Below are 19278 nucleotides of genomic sequence, written 5' to 3'. Positions count from 1 at the left end.
ATAGTTCGGGTAAAAAATTATTCAATGTTTTCAAGCTGGTTAGTAAAAATTAGTTTTCTTTCTTATGAATGAATGCAAAAACCACACCCCAACTCATTTGTATTTTAGCGCGAGTAACTAATTTAAAACGACTCGATGATAAGGTTTTGCTGGTTGTAATGACGGTTGAAAGCTGTGGCAGGTTGTTGAGGCGGGTATTAAGGGCATCCCAGGTTGCACCAAATAAGGTGCTTGAATTGATAAATATTAAGGTCGCTTCAGATAAATCGACTGTTAGAAAATCACCCAATATAAATGAGATTTTTTTACTATTCTCCGCGTAGCCTTCCATAGCCGCCAATTCCTGGAGACGTTCGCAAGCACATTGGTGCAATTTGGGAAACAATTCGACACCTATACTTTTACGGACAGGATATACCATGGCGCAGGCTACAACAGCCTTACCAGTTCCGGAACCAAGGTCATAAAAAACAGTATTTTGGTCAATATTGGCCATTGATAATAAGGCAATGAAAGGTAAAAATTCAATTTCCCCATACACATATTCTATTGCATCTTGATTCTTTCTTGCTTGTCGGGAAATCATGAAACCATTGATATTACAGTACAGGTGCTGAAAAACTTGAACATGGTGTTTTAAATTTAGCTTTTTTTGCCATTGGCTAATGCGCAACTCTTTTCTTGCCTTATCAAAACAAAACCAAAATAGAATGAGAAACAAGATAAGGCATAAAAAAATCTCTTTTGCTGGAATGAAATCAAGCACAGTATTATCCTTGCTTCAGACCATCTTTATTCAAGATTTTTGCTTTTTCTTTTTGACTTAATTTTGGCCATGCCTGAAGAAGAACTTTACCAGCCTGGCGTTCGCTCATGGCCTGGTGGTGCATTTCCCAAGGCATTTCATCATTAAGATAAATGACTATCACGAAAGCAGTCAGTACGGTAATTAACATGGCAAAAAGACCTACTTTGAATTGAAACATATTAAGCATTTTGTTGCTTTTGTTTATAGCATCGTTTGCAACCCGGTCGACATGATCACAGCTTTCGTTGGCGATGCGGTGAAAATGTTGGACATCATATTTAGCCAGCTGTAAAGCCATAGTTTGAGTTGCTTGGCTAGTATGTTTCTCGATTCTGTCAATGCAGTTTTCTGTTAAGCTTTTGATTTTTTCTTGTTGCTGTTGAAAGATTTCGGTAAATTGATTGCAAGTTCTTTCTAAAGAATGCAAATGTGTTTCACCTTGGGCCAAGGCTTTTTCAGCGCTTTTTTTAAAATGGGTTACTCCTGATTGGGAAATAAGGTCTTGTATAGAGGTTAATTCATTTTGTAGAGATTGAGTGATCTGTAGAAATCGTTCAGCCTGCTGCTCAACTTCCTCTCGCCACTCCATCATTTTCGCTTCGACAAACTCAAAATAGGCAATAAACTCACCAGTATGTCTCAGTAACTCTCTAATGCGAGCCAAATCATCTTCCTGATAATGTTCCATGCCCTTCTCCTTACTAAATTCATAGTCAGAGAATCTTCCATAGCTCTCTTGCATAACCTGTCTCTTGCATTTTATTGCTGCTTTACAAACGTTTCTGCACTGCTCATTTACTGCATGTAAATTCGGCTCCTCAAAACGCTTGCACTTTGCCCTAAAATAAAATAATCAGTATATACCAGAGATCTAATGATATCCTTTGACGCATCTTGCCTTTTTCGCTTTGAATTTAGAATTGTGATGTTCCTATTATATTATATCCATAACTTTATTTTGGAAACGGCAATTTTTGTCTTAAATTCTCATTCGATTTTCGTTATTAGTTCTATAAACTCTTGATTTGTACGGTGTAGTAATGTCTCATAAAGTTGGCATTATTTATGCTTAAATGTAAGATACTCGGCATGTACTTTATTTATATTAAAATCCACTGAGACGAGTTATCAGTTTACAGAAATAAATGAAGCTCAATGGCATGACATGAAAATAAGTGGCAGTTTAAAAATGATGTGGTTAAGAGAAATGCTTTTGTGTTGAAAATTTCAGTAGACTGTAAAAACTTTGTTAATATTTCCTTAATCTGGATTGATTAGAATGAAGATATAAGTTGGGATGGGAGAACATTATGCCAAGAGCTAGGTTCTTTAAAGCAGAAAATAATAGTTCACAAGTACAGCACAGTTTTATTAATGTGGGTGGAGAGCAATTTCATGCGACTGCAGTTGCTTTAATTGATTATTTTAAGAGATCCCCACGCATTAATGATGATACTTTGAAAAAAATATTGGAGCGTTTCTATTTTCATTTTCCCAAATACATTCCCAGCCAACCTTATTTGACTCCCTCTGAACGTATGAGTATGTTGATTAATGGGACACGGAAGTCAGAAATTGTCGAATGTTTTGCTTATGTATTACGCCAATTGGCTATAGATGAGATTTATGCAAAACCTCTCAATTATCGTGACATTTTTGGTGAATTCGACCGCAATACCCCAAAATCATTTTTACGCCAACCATCCACTCCTCTCCCAGTCAGTGCTTTGAGAGCACTTTCTCATGCAATTGGTATCAACATCACTTTATCTGTTGTGGAATATGGTAAGGAGTTGAGAAAGCGTGAGGTGTATCTGGTAGATACTTTGAATAGCACGAAAACCGGGATAACTATTCAGGTTCAGCAAAATAATAATTATTTCCCTGCCGTGAAAAATAAAGCAGATTTTGTTTATGTTGGGCAATTGGCAGTAAGTCCTCCCAAACCAGTAGAAAACTCAAACGCGAGTGGAAAAGAGACTATTGCTGATATCGTTGATTTAATTACATCTGATAATAAAAAATTATTACAGACCTATAAACAATGGTATCAGAATTTTCTAACGATGCTTGAGTTGGGTGAAATAACAACCCAAAGAATGATTAATCTTTACATTAAGTTTTTACCTTCAGAAAAAGGTTTGGTTATTGACTCGACAGAATTTTTTTCCAGGTTGGCAGAGGACTCTAACAAGCCGATTACTGCGAATTATTCGGGTGAAGGCAAGGATAGTGTTAATCAATTATTGGCTTCTGCACTAGCTGGATGGATTAGTACCAGACAGGTCGATGTTGATCAATTGTTTGATCATTTAGAAAGTCGACCTTCTTCAGTATCTATGTCAGTTGGTTAAATTGTGTTGGCAATCCGGATCATTTTTTCAAAGTGGATTGCCAACAGTCATTTTTTGATGATATAGCAACAGGATAGTTTTTCATGGCTTTCAATTAAAGAAAGCCCATCTCTTTCATCCATTCATCATTGGCAAATTTGGACATGTAATTACGGATAGAGTCGGGTAAAATCACCAGGCATTTTTGTCCTTTGCTTAAGGATTTAGCCGCTTGCAATGCGGCCCACATGGCTGCTCCACATGAGCCGCCTATTAACAGACCTTCTTCTTTAATGAGGCGTCTGGCAGTACGGAAAGAATCCGCATCATTGGTTTTTATGTAGGCGTCAATCAAGGTGTTATCCAGCACATCGGGGAAGAAATCATAACCTATGCCTTCAACATGATACGATTTGACTTCTGTACCGCCACCCAGAATTGATCCTTCAGGATCTGCACCAATGATTTTTATGGCGGGGTTATACTCTTTAAGGCGTCTGGCAATGCCAGTAATTGTTCCACCTGTTCCCACGCCAGCAACGACCATATGCAAATCTTTTCCGAAGTCGTCAATAATTTCCTGAGCTGTTCCAAAATAATGGGCATTGGGGTTATTGGGGTTTGCGTATTGATCAAGGATATGGGAGTTAGGAATTTCAGCTTGTAGCTTTTTAGCCAGAGAAATATGACTGTCGGGGTCATTATACGCCGCTTCTGTTGGCGTTCGATAAATGATGGCTCCCAGGCGTTCAAGTACGGATTGCTTTTCCTGGCTCATCTTTTCTGGCATGGTAATAATCACTTTGTAGCCTAATACAGCGCCTGCCAAGGCTAAACCTATCCCGGTATTTCCGGAAGTAGGCTCGATTAAGGTATCGCCCGGTTTAATTCGCCCTTCCTTTTCTGCCTTTACTACCATTTCATAGCCAATACGATCCTTTACAGAGCCCCCAGGATTAAAGAATTCGCATTTGGCATACAGTTCACATTCCAGATCTTTTCCAAGTCTGTTAATTTTTACAACGGGAGTATGGCCTATGGTGGCCAGGATGTTAGGGTAAATCATGGTAGTCCTTTGTCATGGTGAAATGAGTCGATTATAAGCGGATAAGGTAAAATAGCAAAATAGAAGTATCTATAATTAATCAAGTTGTTTTCTCATAAGATTTGAGTGGTATATATAAATAAAGTTTTTTGAGGAGATTCGATTTCTTATGCGTATTATATGTGATGGTTATTTATAAACACTTTATCTTAGTAAATCTTAATCGCTTCTTAGGCTAATATTGGTTGAAGCAATTGTCGGATCTTTAAAAAATAATGAAATCAGCTTGTTTTAAGTGTATTTTATTGCAGCTTAAAGTATTAAAAAACGCAGTGTTTAGTCTGAATGAAAATTAATGCTACGCCATATGTTCAACAATGCGTAAAGCCTCTGCAGAAAATTGAAGCTCAATCAGAAGATAGATTCCTGGGAATTGATTTGCTGCGGTGCCTTTTAGCGCTGGGTGTTTTACTCTGGCATTATCAATTTTTTGCCCATAATAGTAGTATACAGTTTATTAAACAGCAGCAACCACTGTATTCAATTTTAGATATTTTCTACGGCCATGGGTGGCAATACAGAGTCCAGGCCTTTTGGTGCATTAGTGGTTTTATATTATTTTGGAAATATGGAGAGGGTATAGCAAATAACCTGGTAAGTGGTAAAAAATTTTTTATAGGGCGATTCTCAAGAATTTACCCGCTTCATTTAGCCACTCTCCTTTTAGTGGCATGTTTTAATTGGATTTATTTTTACAATAATCATTGTTATTTTACCTATCAAAATAATCATTTTGTAAATTTCCTTCTTCAGCTTTTTTTAGTAAGCAGTTGGGTGGGGAATAGTGCCCATAGTTTTAATGGGCCTGTTTGGTCGCTATCAGCAGAAATACCGGTCTATTTTATATTTTTCATTTTTACGCGCTTTTTAGGCTTGAAAGCCAGTGTAAATTACTTCTTTATTAGTTTTTATCTCGTTACTAAATTGGCGAATTTTTCTTTTCCAGTAATTGATTGTATTGGATATTTTTACAGCGGTGGGTTATTCGCTATTTATTTGCAACAATTTGAAAAGCAAAGCAGCAATAAATTTATGAGTATTTATTTTGTTTACATACTTGTTATTGCGCTGGCAGGAATGCATATGCTCAAATTAAGTCAATTGAAGCCAGTTAAGTATTTATTACTCATTAATATGATGCTGGTTTGTTTCTATTATTTATCAAAAATAATAAAAGAAAGGCCTAGAGTTCAAAGTCTGATTAAAACAATGAGTCGCTTAACTTTTTCAAGTTATCTGATTCATTTTCCAATTCAAATCATGCTTACCATTCTTTTTAGTTGGTCAAATCGAGCCATACCTTTTTATAGTATCAGTTTTTTAATACTATTCATTGCCATTACCTTGGGAGTTTCTTATTTAAGTTATCATTACTTCGAAAAACCAATGCAAACCCTTATTAGAAATAAATACAAATAATCTTGAAAATTTATATTTGTTGTATTTTCTTTTTAATGCATGGATCTTCTGTTTTTATGGTTATTTCTCTATTTTTGCATTATATTTATTTTGGGCGTTGGCTATTTTTGTAAAAACAGAAAAAACACTGTATTTTAATTGAGAAAAAATGGTTTGCTGTCTGTTTTACAAAAATGGCAAAAATCCAAAGTGGTTCAAAGTACTTATAGTAATTCATTTCAATTGATACTTTGTTTAATTTAAGGATGCAGGAAGCTTAATTATGATAAATTACAACACAACAAAATGGAAATATGGCCTCATTGTGGTTTTTGCTTTAGGGGTATCAGGATGTTATTTTGACGGCGCAAGCCCTCAAGAAAGAGGGTATTCCTCTCAGGAAAATGGGATGTCTTCCAGTGGCAGACAAACAAGCGCTACTAATCAATCCCAGCCGCAACAAAAAAGCTATGCGTCAAAAGATACATCTCAAAAATCTACTCCTGGACCAAAGCGAACAGCTGCTCCTCAACTTCCAGTAATTCAATAAAAAGAGTTTGCGTTTATTATCCCTCATAAGTATTTTGAATATGAGGGATAATCTCTTTTTTAGATATCTTAAACTTGCATATCTTGGATGGTCAAGAATATACTACATGTTTTGTTCTAGACTTAACTTCAATTTAATAGCGTCTTATATTTTGAAAAAAATTAAATCAAATCTTTTCAATATACTTTGTATTTGTATCAGCATTACGATTATTATTTTACTAATAAAATCAAATAAAGTATTGAATAAAAAATTCTCACAACTACAGCAACAAACCTTACAGATACAAAATGTTCTATTAGCGCCCATTCATGAAAATTTGGTTGAATTTTTAAAGGTATATTCTGCTCGTGACGAAAATGGGCCTTTGGAATTAGTCCGTCATGGAAAAGAAAACGATGGAGGTTACGTAGCTGCTGTAAAAGCTTTTAAACAAGCCGATGTACTTTTAGGTTACGGTATAGATAAAGATAACAGTTTTGAAGATTACTTCTCATTAATTTATAACAAGCCATCTTATGGCTTTGATTGTGGTGTTGAGTATATAGAGAGCAAAAGTAAATTATTTACTCTGGTAAAAGAGTGTATCGTGAGTGACACCTTTTTATATAACCCAGCCCATACGAATCATAAAGTGACTTCTTTTGCTGAACAGGTAGATAACTTGAATTTAAAGAATAAAAAACTATTTATTAAGATGGATATAGAAGGGGCAGAGTATGATGCTTTTTCCGGGATTATAAAGCATAAAGATAATATTACTGGTATTGCGCTAGAGATTCATTTTAATGATGCAAGAAGCACGCAAAATGCTATAACATTATTAAAGCAGTTAGAAAAGCACTTTGTATTAATTCATGTTCATGGCAATAATTATGCTACTAGTACCGGTTTTTCAACAACAAAATCGTTAGGTACAATACCTAATGTTATTGAGTTAAGTTATATCAATAAAGCACTGGTAAAAAATTATAATTTATCAGAAGACCAATCACACCCCCTTAAAATTGATCAGCCCAATAATCGCAATATCCCAGATGCTGCTTTTACTATAATAAATTAGGATGGTTACTCCTCCAGCGAATAGTTTTTTGCAATAGTCAGGATCCTCTCTCTAATCTGCATTTTGCATACTACCAAAGTGATAAGCGACATAGGAGCTTAGTTTCGGCCAGACTAGCTCTGGTTTTAGTTCTTTAAAAAGTTGGAATGCTCTATCTTTGAATAAATGCTCAGGGGTATTTTGGTATAAATCGGGTTTAAAATCACTAAGATGAACAGCAGCATGATAAAAATCATCTTCAAAAGTAGACCAATCATGTTTGCATATCCAGGGAGAAAAAATTGTAAATGAAGGCTTATTTAAAGCTTTCGCTATATGTATAGCGCCCCCTTCATTACCTATGATGGCATCACATTGATTCATGATTAAAATAAATGTTCTTAAGTCATAATTCGATAATTCAAAGAAAATATTTTTTTTCGCTTCATCATTACATAATTGATAAATTTTTTGTGCTATATCCTTTTGGTGAGGTAAAAAGTTAAATAATATATTCACATTCACCTGACCTGCTATTTGATTTACAAGCGTTGCCATGTACTCCAGAGGGTAAGTTTTTAATGGGCAGCTTCCAACAATATTGAGCATGAGATTCTTTTTAGATGGGAGCCCATGTTTTTTAAATAAAAATACCGCTTTTTGTTTTTCATACTCAGAAAGATATATTTTCGGAGAACGCTCAGGTAACGCATCGTTTAAAAATGGTTGAATTAAAAGAAGTTTTAAATCAATCATTCGACCAGGTTGAGTAACTTTAACGGATTCTCTGGGAATATTATCTGTATAAAGAAAAGCTCTATATTTTTTTTTATAGGAGATGCGGCGTTTTGCTCCGCAAAGCAAAACAATAAGCCAGCTCTCCAATTTAGTATAAGCATCGATCACAACATCATATCGTTGGCGCCGTATTTGCAGAGCAAATTTTATAAAAGCACGTGCGCTTGCTCTATGCTCAGGATAGATTGTAATTGCTTGATTAATATTGGGATTTCCTTCTATTACAGGTAAAGCCTCCTGATTAATCAAATAATGAATTTCTGCATTCGGTATTAATTTTTTTAAGTTGTTACAAATAACACTACTTAGTAAAACGTCACCAATTTTTTTCTGCTGTATAACTAAAATTTTCATTTTTATTATTAAATCTGATATCTCTAAATGAAGTTCTATTATGTATGTGGACTCCATTTTGGACAACATTAATTTTTTGTTGTCATTAATTATCTTACATGTGAGAAATAATCGTTGTCTTTTAAAAAGAATGACTAAAAAAGGAGTGGATAAAAATCATAAGGGAATACTTAGATTCCAGAAACGAAACCTGTCTCCTATGGACAAATAAAGTTTTAGTGCTACTATGTCATTGTGTTTTTTATAGGATCTATCAAGTTTTCAGGGAGTAAAAGCGGTATGTATTTTAATTCGCGTTGTAAGCTTTATGCTTTAGGTGTGTTTTTGGCAAGTTCTTCTGTTTCCCATGCTGGAGTTATGGGAACTGTCAGTGAAGACAAAGGTTTCTATTTTAATGTAACACCAATTTATGGTGCCATAAGTGATTCAGCCATTGATAAATTTCCTTTTGTTGAAACGATCAATGCATCAAATAACATTACAAGCCATACCTCGGACATCGATTCCCGCTGGGGATATTCTTTAAGTTTGGGATACCTGTTTGGCCCAGAAAAAAGCCATGATGTAGTATTAAGCTATACAAACTTGACTAACAGAGGCTCAACGAATGTTGTTAATGTGAATCCTAATGACATTCTAATTAACAAAGTGAGCCAAATCCTGAAAAGTGAGGATAGTTTTGTTGATCCGAATCAGCAAGTAGGTGGTTTGGATCTGTATGGCCCAGCGTTTTCCTACTTCAGTGGAAGCTACGAATTTCAAACCGCTGATTTAATCACACATCGCTATTTCAAAAGTACTTTTATAAATAATGTGCAATTTTCTCGATATTATGGGGTTAAAGCCACAGAACTTAAAAAGGGATTTTATGCCCAGTATATTGGAATGGGTATATCTCGTATACAACAATTTCCGTTTACAGAAAGCCTGGAGCCTGTTAATGATCAAATTAATTACGAGGCCAAATATTATGGCATAGGCCCACGCATAGGTATGGGGGCTGATTGGTCTTTAACCCGCTATATCAGTTTAATGGGGGATGTGTCTGCTTCTTTACTCGGCGGTTCGTATGACACCAGATTCCTTGAAACGCTGGTCACTCCAATGCAGATCCCGGGTATAAGACGAACTGGAAGTTACAGCTTTAGTCAAAATACCGATACTTCTCTCTGGGCTGCGGGGGTATTGGGAGCTAACTTGGGCATTGCCGCAAATTTTGATATGAAGAATGACAGCCGGGTGGGTATTGCTGGAGGTATTAGCTCCGAGCAATATTGGACTGAGGCAACTCCGGATTACTTTTCCAGCAAGACTGCAAGAAATAGAGTTTCACTAAACCAACGGTTTTCAGTGAGAAATCTATTTATTAAATTGAGTTATGTTTGTTAATTGTAAGTTAGTTTTTAATTTTAAAGTCTTAAATTTACCAACTAGTAAAAATATTTTCTGGTTGGTAAATTACATTAGGATTTATTAGCAATAACTCTTTAACTTCGATCTGTAATTCAGTTTGGTCCTGGAAGTATGCATAGGAAATTTTTCTGAGAGTTGTCATGCCAAGAATTTGCAAGAAAACTCCTGAGAATTAGTATAATCTTTACGAATTCTTTGAATGTCATGAATACTGTAGCCAAGTTTGATTAGTAATATGGAATTTCAGAAATCTTCGGTTATTTAGATTGTTAATAGAGTCTAATTTTTGTATCTGTTTTTTTGGAGGTACCCTCATGCAAGTGAGTCCGTTAGATCATGGCCATGCATCTAGTAAAGTTGTTTCATTTTCACATACCATTCATCCCACAGCGCTGATATCTCCCTACGCAAAAATTGGACCTAATGTTAGCATAGGTCCTTATTCCATTATTGGAGATAATGTCAGTATTGGTCAGGGAACAACAATAGGCTCCCATGTTTCTATTCAAGGATGGACAAAAATAGGTGAGGATAATCAAATCGAAACCGGGGCAATTATTGGCGCTGTTCCCCAGGATCTGAAATTTACAGGTGAAAAAAGTACGGTTTTTATTGGTAACAATAATATTATTCGAGAATATGTGACTATTAACCGAGGAACCGCTGGCGGAGGAGGGGAAACGCGTGTCGGTAATCATAATTTAATCATGACTTCAGTCCATGTAGCTCACGATGTTCAAATGGGGAATAATAATATTATCGCTAATGCGGTTGCCATTGGTGGGCATGTTGTTATTGATGATTGGGTGACTATCGGCGCTTTGTGTGGGATTCATCAATTTGTTCAGTTAGGGAGAATGAGTATGATTGGTGCACAAAGCAAAATTACAAAAGATGTTTTGCCTTATACCTTGGTTTCTGGAAATCCTCCCAAGCGATTTGGTATCAATGTTGAGAGATTGCGTCGAAATGGATACAATTCTTCACAAAGAATAGTTATTCAGAAAGCTTATAGGACCCTCTTTCAGGAAGGTCAGACATTGACTGATACTGTTGAGACCCTCAAGAAAGAATTTCAAGAAAATAGAGATGTAAATTATATTCTTAAGTTTCTTCAGACTTCTACCCGTAGTTTTTATCGTTAATTTTTTAGAGTTTGTATGTCATTTTATCAATTTACAAAACCTGCAGGACCATTTTGTTTAGCGGAATTAGCTGAGATTTCTGGTGCTATTCTATATGAGGGCAAAGGAAGCACCTTTACTGTTTCCGCTTTGGCAAAACTTTCTGAGGCTACAGCCAATGATTTGGTTATGCTGCATCAAAAAAAATACGTAAAAGAATTAAAGGATACGGCTGCCCGTGCTTGTATCATCGGGCCGGACTATGTGACATTTGCCCCCAATGGTATGTATCTGCTGGTACACCAAAACCCTTATAAGGCGTTTGCTTTAATTGCTCAAGCGTTTTATCCTTCAGAAAAACCAGCCGGCTTTATTGCTTCCTCAGCAGTAATCGAAACCTCTGCGGTAATTGGCCCCAACTGTTCTATTGCCCATGGAACTTATATAGGCAATAACGCGAAAGTTGGTTCTGGATGCCAGATTGGAGTGAATACTTATATTGGTGATGGTGTAACCATAGGCAATGATTGCCTTATAGAAGATAATGTCAGCATCAGGTATGCTGTCATAGGGAATCATGTAGTCATTTATCCAGGCGCTCGTATAGGCCAAGATGGTTTTGGATTTGCCAGTGACGCAAGTGGCCATTATAAAATCCCCCATGCAGGTGGGGTCATTATTGGCAATCATGTGGAAATAGGTGCCAATACTTGCATTGACCGAGGCTCTTTGGATAATACTGTGATTGAAGACTGGTGTCGTTTGGATAATCTTGTGCAAATTGGGCATAATGTCAAGATTGGTAAAGGGTCTATTATAGTCGCTCAAGTTGGAATTGCCGGCAGTACAGAGCTTGGGGAGCATGTCACTCTGGCTGGACAAGTTGGGGTGATTGGACACTTGAAGATTGGTAAAGGTGCCACTGTTTTAGCCAGTGGTAAAGTCTATAAAAATGTAAAATCTGGGGACAGAGTGGGGGGGCACCCGGCTGTATCAATTAGTGATTGGCAAAAACAAATCCGATTTTTAAAAACGGCAATTAAGTCAAAGAAGTCTCCAAAATCCTGAGGATGGAGAAAGCCGCTTTTTCATTGGCATTTTGTCTTAATGTACGGTGAATGTCAGTAAATTGTTTAATTAAATTGCTTTGATTAGGCGAAGCAAGCAAATTGAGAACGGATTCTGCAATACGGTCAACAGTTGCTTTTTTCTGAACAAATTCAGGTACTAATTTTTGACTTGCTAATAAGTTAGGCAAAGCAACATAGGGAATCTTTACCTGTGGTGCGATAATCGCATGCGTGAGTTTTCCCCATTTAAATGCAACAACCATGGGTCGTTTTAGTAGCATAGCTTCCAGTGTTGCCGTTCCGGACTTCGTTAACACAACGTCAGAGATAGCCATAGCTTCATGAGCGTTGCCTTGAATGATTTGAATCTTTAAGTGGCTGTATCTGGCTTGAAATTGTTTAAAGAAAACAGGGTACAATTCCTGACACGCAATAGGAACAATAAAATGCACATGTGGCATATCAGCTGCAATTTCCCGCATGACTTCAAGAAACAAAGGCCCCATGTATTTGATTTCTCCGACTCGACTACCTGGTAGTACGGCTAGAATGGTATCGTTTGGCTGGTAATTGTATTTTTTGCGCAGAGTGGCATTATTCGGGTTTATTTCAATTAAATCAGCTAAAGGATGGCCAATAAACTGTGCTGGCACCCCATATTGTCGATAAAATGATTCTTCAAATGGAAATAAGGTTAATACTAAATCAACAGCTTTTTTTATTAAATGCACACGCTTTTGTCGCCATGCCCAAACTTTGGGGCTCACTAGATGAATGGTTTTAATATTTTGCTTTTTTAATCGTGTCTCCACTGATAAATTAAAATCAGGGTAATCAATTCCTATGAATACGTCTGGTGGATTAATTTTCCACGCCCTCAATAGCCTTTCTCTTATAAAATACAGTTGAGGATAGCGTCGCAGAACATCACTTATCCCCATGACTGAAAGCTCAGACATATTAATAAGGGAATGGAACCCTTCTGCAAGCATTTGTGGGCCTCCGACCCCCATAAATTCTACATTTTTCAAGTGTTTTTTGAGCTCACGAATTACCCCTGCTCCTAGTAAATCACCAGACATTTCCCCGGCAATCATGGCAATTCGAAGCTGTCTTTTTTTAATCAATTTGCACTCATAAAAGGATTGGATGAATGGATGTTAGCTTAAACCTGTTTGTAAATCCAAGTAGTATTTTACTTTAAAATGCTTAGATTGTAGACTGGCTGCCTAAAACAAGTTTTGTAAGCAGGAGTGGTGTTTGGGCAAAACAAATGGCAGTTTTTATTTATGTTAGAATTAAAACGTGATTTAAACACCCTTCCCTTGACCTGGTGGGGGCGGTGCGCGTATTTTTTATTACCCTACAAAAGAAGCAATGCGAAAAAAAATATAGATCGTGTATTTCAATCTTCCCTATCTGCTGCTGAAAAAAAACGCCTATGCATGGCTTATTACTCCCATATGATAACAAGTATTAAAGAAATTATCCTGTATGCACTGGCTAGTAAAAAATATTTGGCAAAACGCATTGAAATAATTGGTCTTGAATATTTGCAAAATGCGATAAACAGGGGAAAAGGAACCATAGTATTTACCGGACATTTCGGGAATTGGGAATTTGCACCATTGTTTTTTCTTGATAAATTTGACAGCAAAAATCATGTTTTTTATTGTGTGCGAAAAAACTTGCGTTTTGCTTTTTTGGATTCTATTTTTTTGCGTCGATTTGAAAACTGCGGCTTTAAAATAATTAATGCTAAAAATGCAGTGAATCAAACTCGTACGGCTTTGAAAAATAATGGCATTGTGTTTTTTCCTTTTGATATTCATCCTTCTTCTAAAATTAAAAACAGGGTAACTGCTGATTTTTTAGGCCAGAAAACGGATACTAATATTAGCCTGGCTTATTTGGCTACCCTTTATGACTCATGTGTGTTATCCATTGCTTTTTATCGAACAAACAAAAGGCAACATGTCCTGTGTATTTATCCAGAAGTAAAAGGAGTAATTAATCCAGAATATAAACAGGCTCTTATAGAAAACACACAACTTTATAATAAAAGATTGGAAGATATGTTATTGCCTTATCCTGAGCAATGGCTATGGTCATACAAACGTTGGAAAAATCATGGCTAATCCTCATTTATCTAAACTCCGTGTTACTTTTGCAGGGCTTCTTTTCTATTGGCTTTTACCTATTCGCAGGCAAATCGTATTGAATAACATAGACATCGTTTTTAAAAATACAGCAACGCCTGGTGAAAAAACAAGGTTAGCAAAGGCTTTCTATTCTCATGTAGCCTCTACGTTAAAAGAAATGTTCTTAATGAATTGGTTAAATTCTAAAAAGTTGAAGGAGCAAGTTGAAATTCAAGGATTAGAGTATTTGCAAAGAGCTATTAAACAGAGAAAAGGAGCTCTCTTGTTGACAGGCCATTTAGGGAGTTGGGAATTAATATCGGTATTAGGATTTTCTCGCCTTATACCTCAATTTGGACAAGTGAATATCATAAGGCGCCCTATTCGAATGAAATGGTTAGAAACCTGGCTATTTAAGAGAATTGAACATTATGGATTAGCCATTATCGATAGCATTGGCGCACCTAAAAAAATTAACCAAGCCATAAAAAATAAAGAGTTGGTGCTTTTTGCGATGGATCAGCATGCTCAACTAGAAAATAAATCAGGAATTGCTGTCGAGTTTTTTGGCGTTAAAGCTGGAACATACCGAAGTTTGGCTTTTTTTGCTCGTAAATATCAAACGCCAGTTGTTCCCGTATCCGGTTACAGGCAAAACAATGGGAAGCACGTGATTAAATTTTACCCGGAAATAGAATGGGAATATCATGCAGTCAAAGAACAAGCTATCTACCAAAATACCCTGCGCTATAACCAAACGCTTGAAAAGTTAATTTTAGAGCATCCTGAACAATGGTGGTGGGTTCATAGGCGATGGAAATTATAGATAAATAGATTTTTAAATTAGCCACTCTGTTTATTCCATAAAAAGGGGTTGCGATATTTAATTATCAATAGGCGTTTATCTAGAGATTGGAGCAGTCGTATAGCAGAATAAATGGAGATAGATCGATTGTCATCAATCAAGTATATAAATCTTGATGGTTAAATGGTTTAACCGATACGTTTATTAATTAATATATTTTATATCTCGTATATATTTCACTGGGAATACGTTTATTTTGCATGCATACATCAGATTTATTGGTCGAAGAGGCATATTATTGGAACTACTTCCAACATCTTGATTTCTCTTATCTAGATCACCCGCTCGATCATTGGATACACAATATTTTACACTACGCCACTAGGTCTATTCTCCTTCATGAAACTATTCAAAAAGAATAAACACGATTCAGTCGCAGCAAATTCTGCCACAAGAAATTTGTTCAAAATATTTATCTTAGTTCCGGGGTAAGTTTTCTTTCTTTTTAGCTTAAATCATAAGGTTAAATTGAATTGGGTTGATCCTATATTTTTGGTCTTAGTACCCCGGATCGCGTCTCTTATGGCAAACACTCGTAAATACCGGATTGATTGGCTAAAAATGTTAGTTTGTTTCTTCTTTATAGTGCTTCAATATTCATTATTTACAATAATAGTTCACAATCAATTCAGCAAAGATACTTTAAAACAATTATTGCGTGCAATGATTTGACTAAACAATTTTATGACATTGCGCGATCAATTGAGTCTACCAAGGGAATTACCCCTACCTTTGTTTTTCTAGATAAATATGCTACAGGTAGTGAACTTTCTTCTTACCAAGCCAAAATGTTTGCAGAAGGTATAATCTCTAAAATTTATTCCGTAGAAAGAGGTCATGTATTTGGAGCGGAGAGTTTAATGTATCGTTATTGGTCAAGTACGGGAAATGTTATTGGCACTCCTTTAATTGTTATTTCAAAGGATAGGAAAGCTTTAGATAATCCAAAATACAAAAACAAGATTGTTAAAAGTCCACTTTACATAAAATCTGATCTTATGGTCAGGGAAAAGGAATGATAAATGTTTCATTTTATTTATAGTGGAACAAATCAAATGATAGAGTTACCGATTCGGATTTTAATAATTTAAACTGAAAGAAACAATATAACTAATATTTCCTAATATTGTAGTGAACATGGGCTTCTACCTCTAAGAACGATTGGTGACTGAATAGTTATGAAACAAAATAGGTTGTAAAAAATGTAATCCAATATTAGGGGTGTGACGTTATTAAGATAGCTGAATTTCATTTCTAAATTTATTTATAGCTTTGTTTCTTTGGTATCTGCGGATTCTTTTTGAATAAAAACTTAAAGGAATAAATCGTTTATCTCCAAAACCATCAATCAAAACAAAGTGGTGACCTATTTCAGTTGTATAGGAGTATACAATGTTGGATGGGCTTAAATCATAAATACAGATGTCTGATTCAAGTAAATGGTATAAAAACTCTTCAAGGTGTTGCAAAATTATTTCATTGATCAAGCCATTTTTTAATAATGATTCACAGGTTGGGGCATACTGTCCGTATTTATCTTTCTCTGTTTGAACAATGAGCCCCATTCCTAGGTTAGTGTCTGCAAAACCAATAATTTTTTGAAAGATATAGGGTACTTGTCCTGGAGTATATTGAAGGCGAAGACGGGCATGCTCTCTGAGTTCTATCAAAAAATATTTCAAAAAACGATAGCGATTTCTATATGAGATAGAATCCACGCTTCCCCATTTATTCATTACCAGTTTGGAAATTTTAATGAGATAATCCGCATTTAAGGGATGTTTGTATACCAAACGTTGCTGTCCCTCAAATAAAAAATGCGATTCATTTAAATAAATGTAATCTAATCTATTTTTTCTAATCATTTAGTTATCAAATATGTTTCGTATTAAGACATACTCGATTTTTGGAGTATGTCTTAATACCTTTGTACTGCCTTTCTTTATTGAGGGGAAATCATTTTTTCCGGCTTCACAAACTCAGCAAATTGCTCGGCAGTTAAAATTCCCAGTTTTACGGCAGCATCTTGCAATGAAATATTGTCATGATGAGCGGTTTTGGCGATTTTAGCTGCTTTATCATAACCGATGTGCTGATTAAGAGCGGTAACCAGCATGAGGGAATGATGTAAATAGTAATCAATCACTGGTCGATTAGGTTCTATCCCCTCTGCGCAAAACTCCTGGAAGGAATGGCAGCTGTCGGCGAGCAGGTTTAATGAGTGCAATACGTTAAATATGATGACCGGTTTAAACACGTTTAATTCAAAATTGCCCTGGCTGTCCGCAATTCCAACGGCTGTGTCATTACCTAGAACCTGGGCGCAAACCATGGTCATGGCTTCGCATTGTGTTGGGTTGACTTTGCCTGGCATGATGGATGAGCCCGGCTCATTTTCTGGAATAATCAGTTCACCAATCCCGCAACGGGGGCCTGAGGCGAGCCAGCGTATGTCATTGGCAATTTTCATTAATGCGCAGGCGAGAGTTTTCATGGCGCCGTGCGCATGCACCAGGGGTTCATGAGAAGCTAAAGCGGCGAATTTGTTAGGAGCGGTCACAAAAGGCAGTTTGGTGATTTTAGCGATGTGTTCAGCGACTTTGACGGCGAATTGCGGATGGGTGTTCAATCCGGTTCCAACAGCAGTGCCCCCGGCAGCCAGCTCATATAATTCAGGCAAGACTTCTTCCAGACGGTGAATGCAGGCATCCAGTTGGGCAACATAACCTGAAAACTCTTGCCCCAAAGTCAGTGGAACCGCATCTTGCAAGTGGGTTCTGCCAATTTTTATGATGTTTTTGAAAGCGTCCATTTTCGCTGCGAAAACATGACGTAAATTGCGTACAGCAGGTAATAATTTGTCATTAAAAGCCATAGCTGCGGCAATATGCATGGCTGTTGGGAAGGTATCATTCGATGATTGAGACATGTTGACATGGTCGTTGGGATGAATAGGCGATTTGCTTCCCAAGGTGCCGCCAGCCAGTTCAATGGCCCGATTGGAAATCACTTCATTGGCGTTCATATTCGATTGTGTACCACTTCCCGTTTGCCAGACATGCAAGGGAAAATGCTCATCCAACAGGCCTTTGCTCACTTCTTCTGCTGCCTGAACAATCAAATCTGCTTTGTCTTTTGGCAATTTGCCTAGTTCAAGATTCGTCAGAGCGGCCGCCTTTTTCAGGATGCCGAAGGCATGGGTTACTTCGCGTGGCATAATGTCTTTGCCTATATTGAAATGATGCAATGAACGTTCAGTTTGGGCGCCCCAATATTTATCTGATGGGACTTCAATTTCTCCCATGCTGTCTGTTTCTACACGTATTTTGGCCATGTTTTCAATTCCTTAGCAAAGTTAATTTGTTGATTATGTTTATTTATGTCTTGCTGCTTTATCAGCGATTTGGGAAAGAATAAAATCAATCGCCAAAATTCTAGCATAGCAGACGTAAATTGGTAATTTTTGTTATAGTGTCTTTTACTAAAACCAAGGATAATTGGCTGTGAGAACAATACGCATCTATCAACCTGGCGAATACCAGCCGGGACAACTTCTGGAATTATCGCCCGAGGCGGGGCAGCATGTCGGTGTAGTCTTGCGCATGGAGCAAGGTGAACAACTGACTCTGTTTAATGGAGACAATCGAGAGTTTACAGCATCCATTGAGAGAGTTAAAAAAAAGCAAGTATTGGTTCGAATTGACTCGGTCCTTGAGGTGAATAGGGAATCCCCATTAAAGATACATTTGGCACAAGCCATTTCCAAGGGCGAACGGATGGAAATGGTGATGCAAAAATCGGTTGAGTTAGGAGTGGCATGCATTACACCTGTTATTACCGAGCGCTGCCAGGTTAAAACAGATAAAGAAAAAATGGCAAAAAAAATGCATCAATGGCGTAATATTGTCATTAGCGCTTGTGAGCAATGTGGGCGTAATCAAATTCCAGAGTTGCAACAGCCAGTTTATTTAGAGCAATTTGTCAAAGAAGCCAAAGAACATCTCAGGTTCATTCTTCATCCAGCATTTAACAAGACATGGCGCGATTATCCTGTCCAGCCTCCTGATGTTGCCTTGATTATTGGTCCTGAAGGGGGGTTAAGCGATGAGGAAATTACATTAACCAGTGACTATGGATTTTTGCCTTTATCACTGGGACCGAGAGTATTGCGCACTGAAACCGCGGCAATAACTGCGTTAAGTGTTTTGCAAGCCGTCGGAGGTGATCTATAATAGACTTCTTTCCAACTCGGTATAACCTGCGTCTTTTGTTTTATA

Annotated in this window: 18 protein-coding genes; 11 read left to right on the top strand and 7 right to left on the bottom strand. The window is 36.8% G+C overall.

The annotated features are described in order from the left end of the window. Window positions 1-49 precede the first annotated feature (49 nt). The gene (locus EL201_RS15335) at window positions 50-766 is read right to left on the bottom strand and encodes a methyltransferase (RefSeq protein WP_027223069.1); all 717 of its coding nucleotides are present in this window, start codon (window positions 764-766) and stop codon (window positions 50-52) included. 4 nt (window positions 767-770) lie between these two features. After that, window positions 771-1496 carry a hypothetical protein gene (locus EL201_RS15330; RefSeq protein ID WP_027223068.1) on the bottom strand — a complete coding sequence of 242 codons (726 nt, stop codon included), beginning with the start codon at window positions 1494-1496 and terminating at the stop codon, window positions 771-773. 622 nt (window positions 1497-2118) lie between these two features. Here EL201_RS15330 and EL201_RS15325 point away from each other — a divergent pair. Continuing rightward, the gene (locus EL201_RS15325; protein ID WP_027223067.1) at window positions 2119-3162 is read left to right on the top strand and encodes a hypothetical protein; all 1044 of its coding nucleotides are present in this window, start codon (window positions 2119-2121) and stop codon (window positions 3160-3162) included. Between the two features lie 94 nt (window positions 3163-3256). On the opposite strand, the gene EL201_RS15320 is transcribed toward EL201_RS15325, so the two are convergent. After that, complete coding sequence (locus EL201_RS15320) at window positions 3257-4207, bottom strand: cystathionine beta-synthase (RefSeq protein WP_027223066.1); 951 nt, start codon at window positions 4205-4207, stop codon at window positions 3257-3259. Between the two features lie 324 nt (window positions 4208-4531). On the opposite strand from EL201_RS15320, the gene EL201_RS15315 reads away from it, so the two are divergent. The 3 genes from EL201_RS15315 (at window position 4532) to EL201_RS15300 (ending at window position 7257) form a co-directional block, all read left to right on the top strand. Further along, window positions 4532-5665: an acyltransferase family protein gene (locus EL201_RS15315; RefSeq protein ID WP_027223065.1), complete on the top strand. Its 1134-nt coding sequence runs from the start codon at window positions 4532-4534 to the stop codon at window positions 5663-5665. Window positions 5666-5927: 262 nt separating this feature from the next. Further along, the gene (locus EL201_RS15305) at window positions 5928-6194 is read left to right on the top strand and encodes a hypothetical protein (protein WP_027223064.1); all 267 of its coding nucleotides are present in this window, start codon (window positions 5928-5930) and stop codon (window positions 6192-6194) included. A 151-nt stretch (window positions 6195-6345) separates the two neighbouring features. Further along, window positions 6346-7257, top strand: a complete 912-nt coding sequence (locus tag EL201_RS15300) for a class I SAM-dependent methyltransferase (RefSeq protein ID WP_158272789.1) — start codon at window positions 6346-6348, stop codon at window positions 7255-7257. Between the two features lie 51 nt (window positions 7258-7308). Here EL201_RS15300 and EL201_RS15295 read toward each other — a convergent pair whose 3' ends face one another. Further along, entirely contained in the window at window positions 7309-8388 is a 1080-nt protein-coding gene (locus EL201_RS15295; protein ID WP_027223062.1) for a glycosyltransferase family 9 protein, read from the bottom strand. 279 nt (window positions 8389-8667) lie between these two features. On the opposite strand from EL201_RS15295, the gene EL201_RS15290 reads away from it, so the two are divergent. The 3 genes from EL201_RS15290 (at window position 8668) to lpxD (ending at window position 11993) form a co-directional block, all read left to right on the top strand. Beyond that, on the top strand, window positions 8668-9777 hold the full coding sequence (locus EL201_RS15290; protein ID WP_032828945.1) for an Lpg1974 family pore-forming outer membrane protein: 1110 nt from the start codon (window positions 8668-8670) through the stop codon (window positions 9775-9777). A 338-nt stretch (window positions 9778-10115) separates the two neighbouring features. Beyond that, window positions 10116-10946: an acyl-ACP--UDP-N-acetylglucosamine O-acyltransferase gene (lpxA, locus tag EL201_RS15285; RefSeq protein WP_027223060.1), complete on the top strand. Its 831-nt coding sequence runs from the start codon at window positions 10116-10118 to the stop codon at window positions 10944-10946. 15 nt (window positions 10947-10961) lie between these two features. Continuing rightward, window positions 10962-11993, top strand: a complete 1032-nt coding sequence (lpxD, locus tag EL201_RS15280; protein WP_027223059.1) for a UDP-3-O-(3-hydroxymyristoyl)glucosamine N-acyltransferase — start codon at window positions 10962-10964, stop codon at window positions 11991-11993. On the opposite strand, the gene lpxB is transcribed toward lpxD, so the two are convergent. Next, complete coding sequence (gene lpxB, locus EL201_RS15275) at window positions 11965-13122, bottom strand: lipid-A-disaccharide synthase (RefSeq protein WP_027223058.1); 1158 nt, start codon at window positions 13120-13122, stop codon at window positions 11965-11967. The two genes, lpxD and lpxB, sit on opposite strands and share 29 nt — an antisense overlap. 162 nt (window positions 13123-13284) lie before the next feature. Here lpxB and EL201_RS15270 point away from each other — a divergent pair, with 162 nt between their 5' ends. The 3 genes from EL201_RS15270 to EL201_RS15260 all read left to right on the top strand — a co-directional run bounded on the left by EL201_RS15270 (window position 13285) and on the right by EL201_RS15260 (window position 16020). Beyond that, window positions 13285-14133, top strand: coding sequence for a lysophospholipid acyltransferase family protein (locus EL201_RS15270; protein WP_027223057.1), 849 nt, complete (start codon window positions 13285-13287; stop codon window positions 14131-14133). Continuing rightward, the gene (locus EL201_RS15265) at window positions 14126-14962 is read left to right on the top strand and encodes a lysophospholipid acyltransferase family protein (protein ID WP_027223056.1); all 837 of its coding nucleotides are present in this window, start codon (window positions 14126-14128) and stop codon (window positions 14960-14962) included. Before EL201_RS15270 ends, EL201_RS15265 begins: the two co-directional genes overlap by 8 nt. Window positions 14963-15552: 590 nt before the next feature. Then, complete coding sequence (locus EL201_RS15260; RefSeq protein ID WP_027223055.1) at window positions 15553-16020, top strand: hypothetical protein; 468 nt, start codon at window positions 15553-15555, stop codon at window positions 16018-16020. 213 nt (window positions 16021-16233) lie between these two features. Here the strand turns inward: EL201_RS15260 and EL201_RS15255 are convergent, their stop codons facing one another. Together EL201_RS15255 and fumC are read right to left on the bottom strand one after the other, a co-directional pair. Then, a complete protein-coding gene (locus EL201_RS15255; protein ID WP_050598303.1) occupies window positions 16234-16866 on the bottom strand; it encodes a YrbL family protein in 633 nt (210 codons plus the stop codon). 77 nt (window positions 16867-16943) lie between these two features. Next, window positions 16944-18335 (bottom strand): class II fumarate hydratase, encoded by a 1392-nt coding sequence (fumC, locus tag EL201_RS15250; protein ID WP_027223054.1) that lies wholly within the window; start codon window positions 18333-18335, stop codon window positions 16944-16946. 163 nt (window positions 18336-18498) lie between these two features. On the opposite strand from fumC, the gene EL201_RS15245 reads away from it, so the two are divergent. Then, a complete protein-coding gene (locus EL201_RS15245) occupies window positions 18499-19233 on the top strand; it encodes a 16S rRNA (uracil(1498)-N(3))-methyltransferase (RefSeq protein WP_080273195.1) in 735 nt (244 codons plus the stop codon). Window positions 19234-19278: the final 45 nt, after the last annotated feature.

The organism is Legionella pneumophila subsp. pascullei, from assembly GCF_900637585.1.
Taxonomy (GTDB): Bacteria; Pseudomonadota; Gammaproteobacteria; order Legionellales; family Legionellaceae; genus Legionella; species Legionella pascullei.
This window is presented reverse-complemented; position numbering and strand designations above follow the sequence as displayed.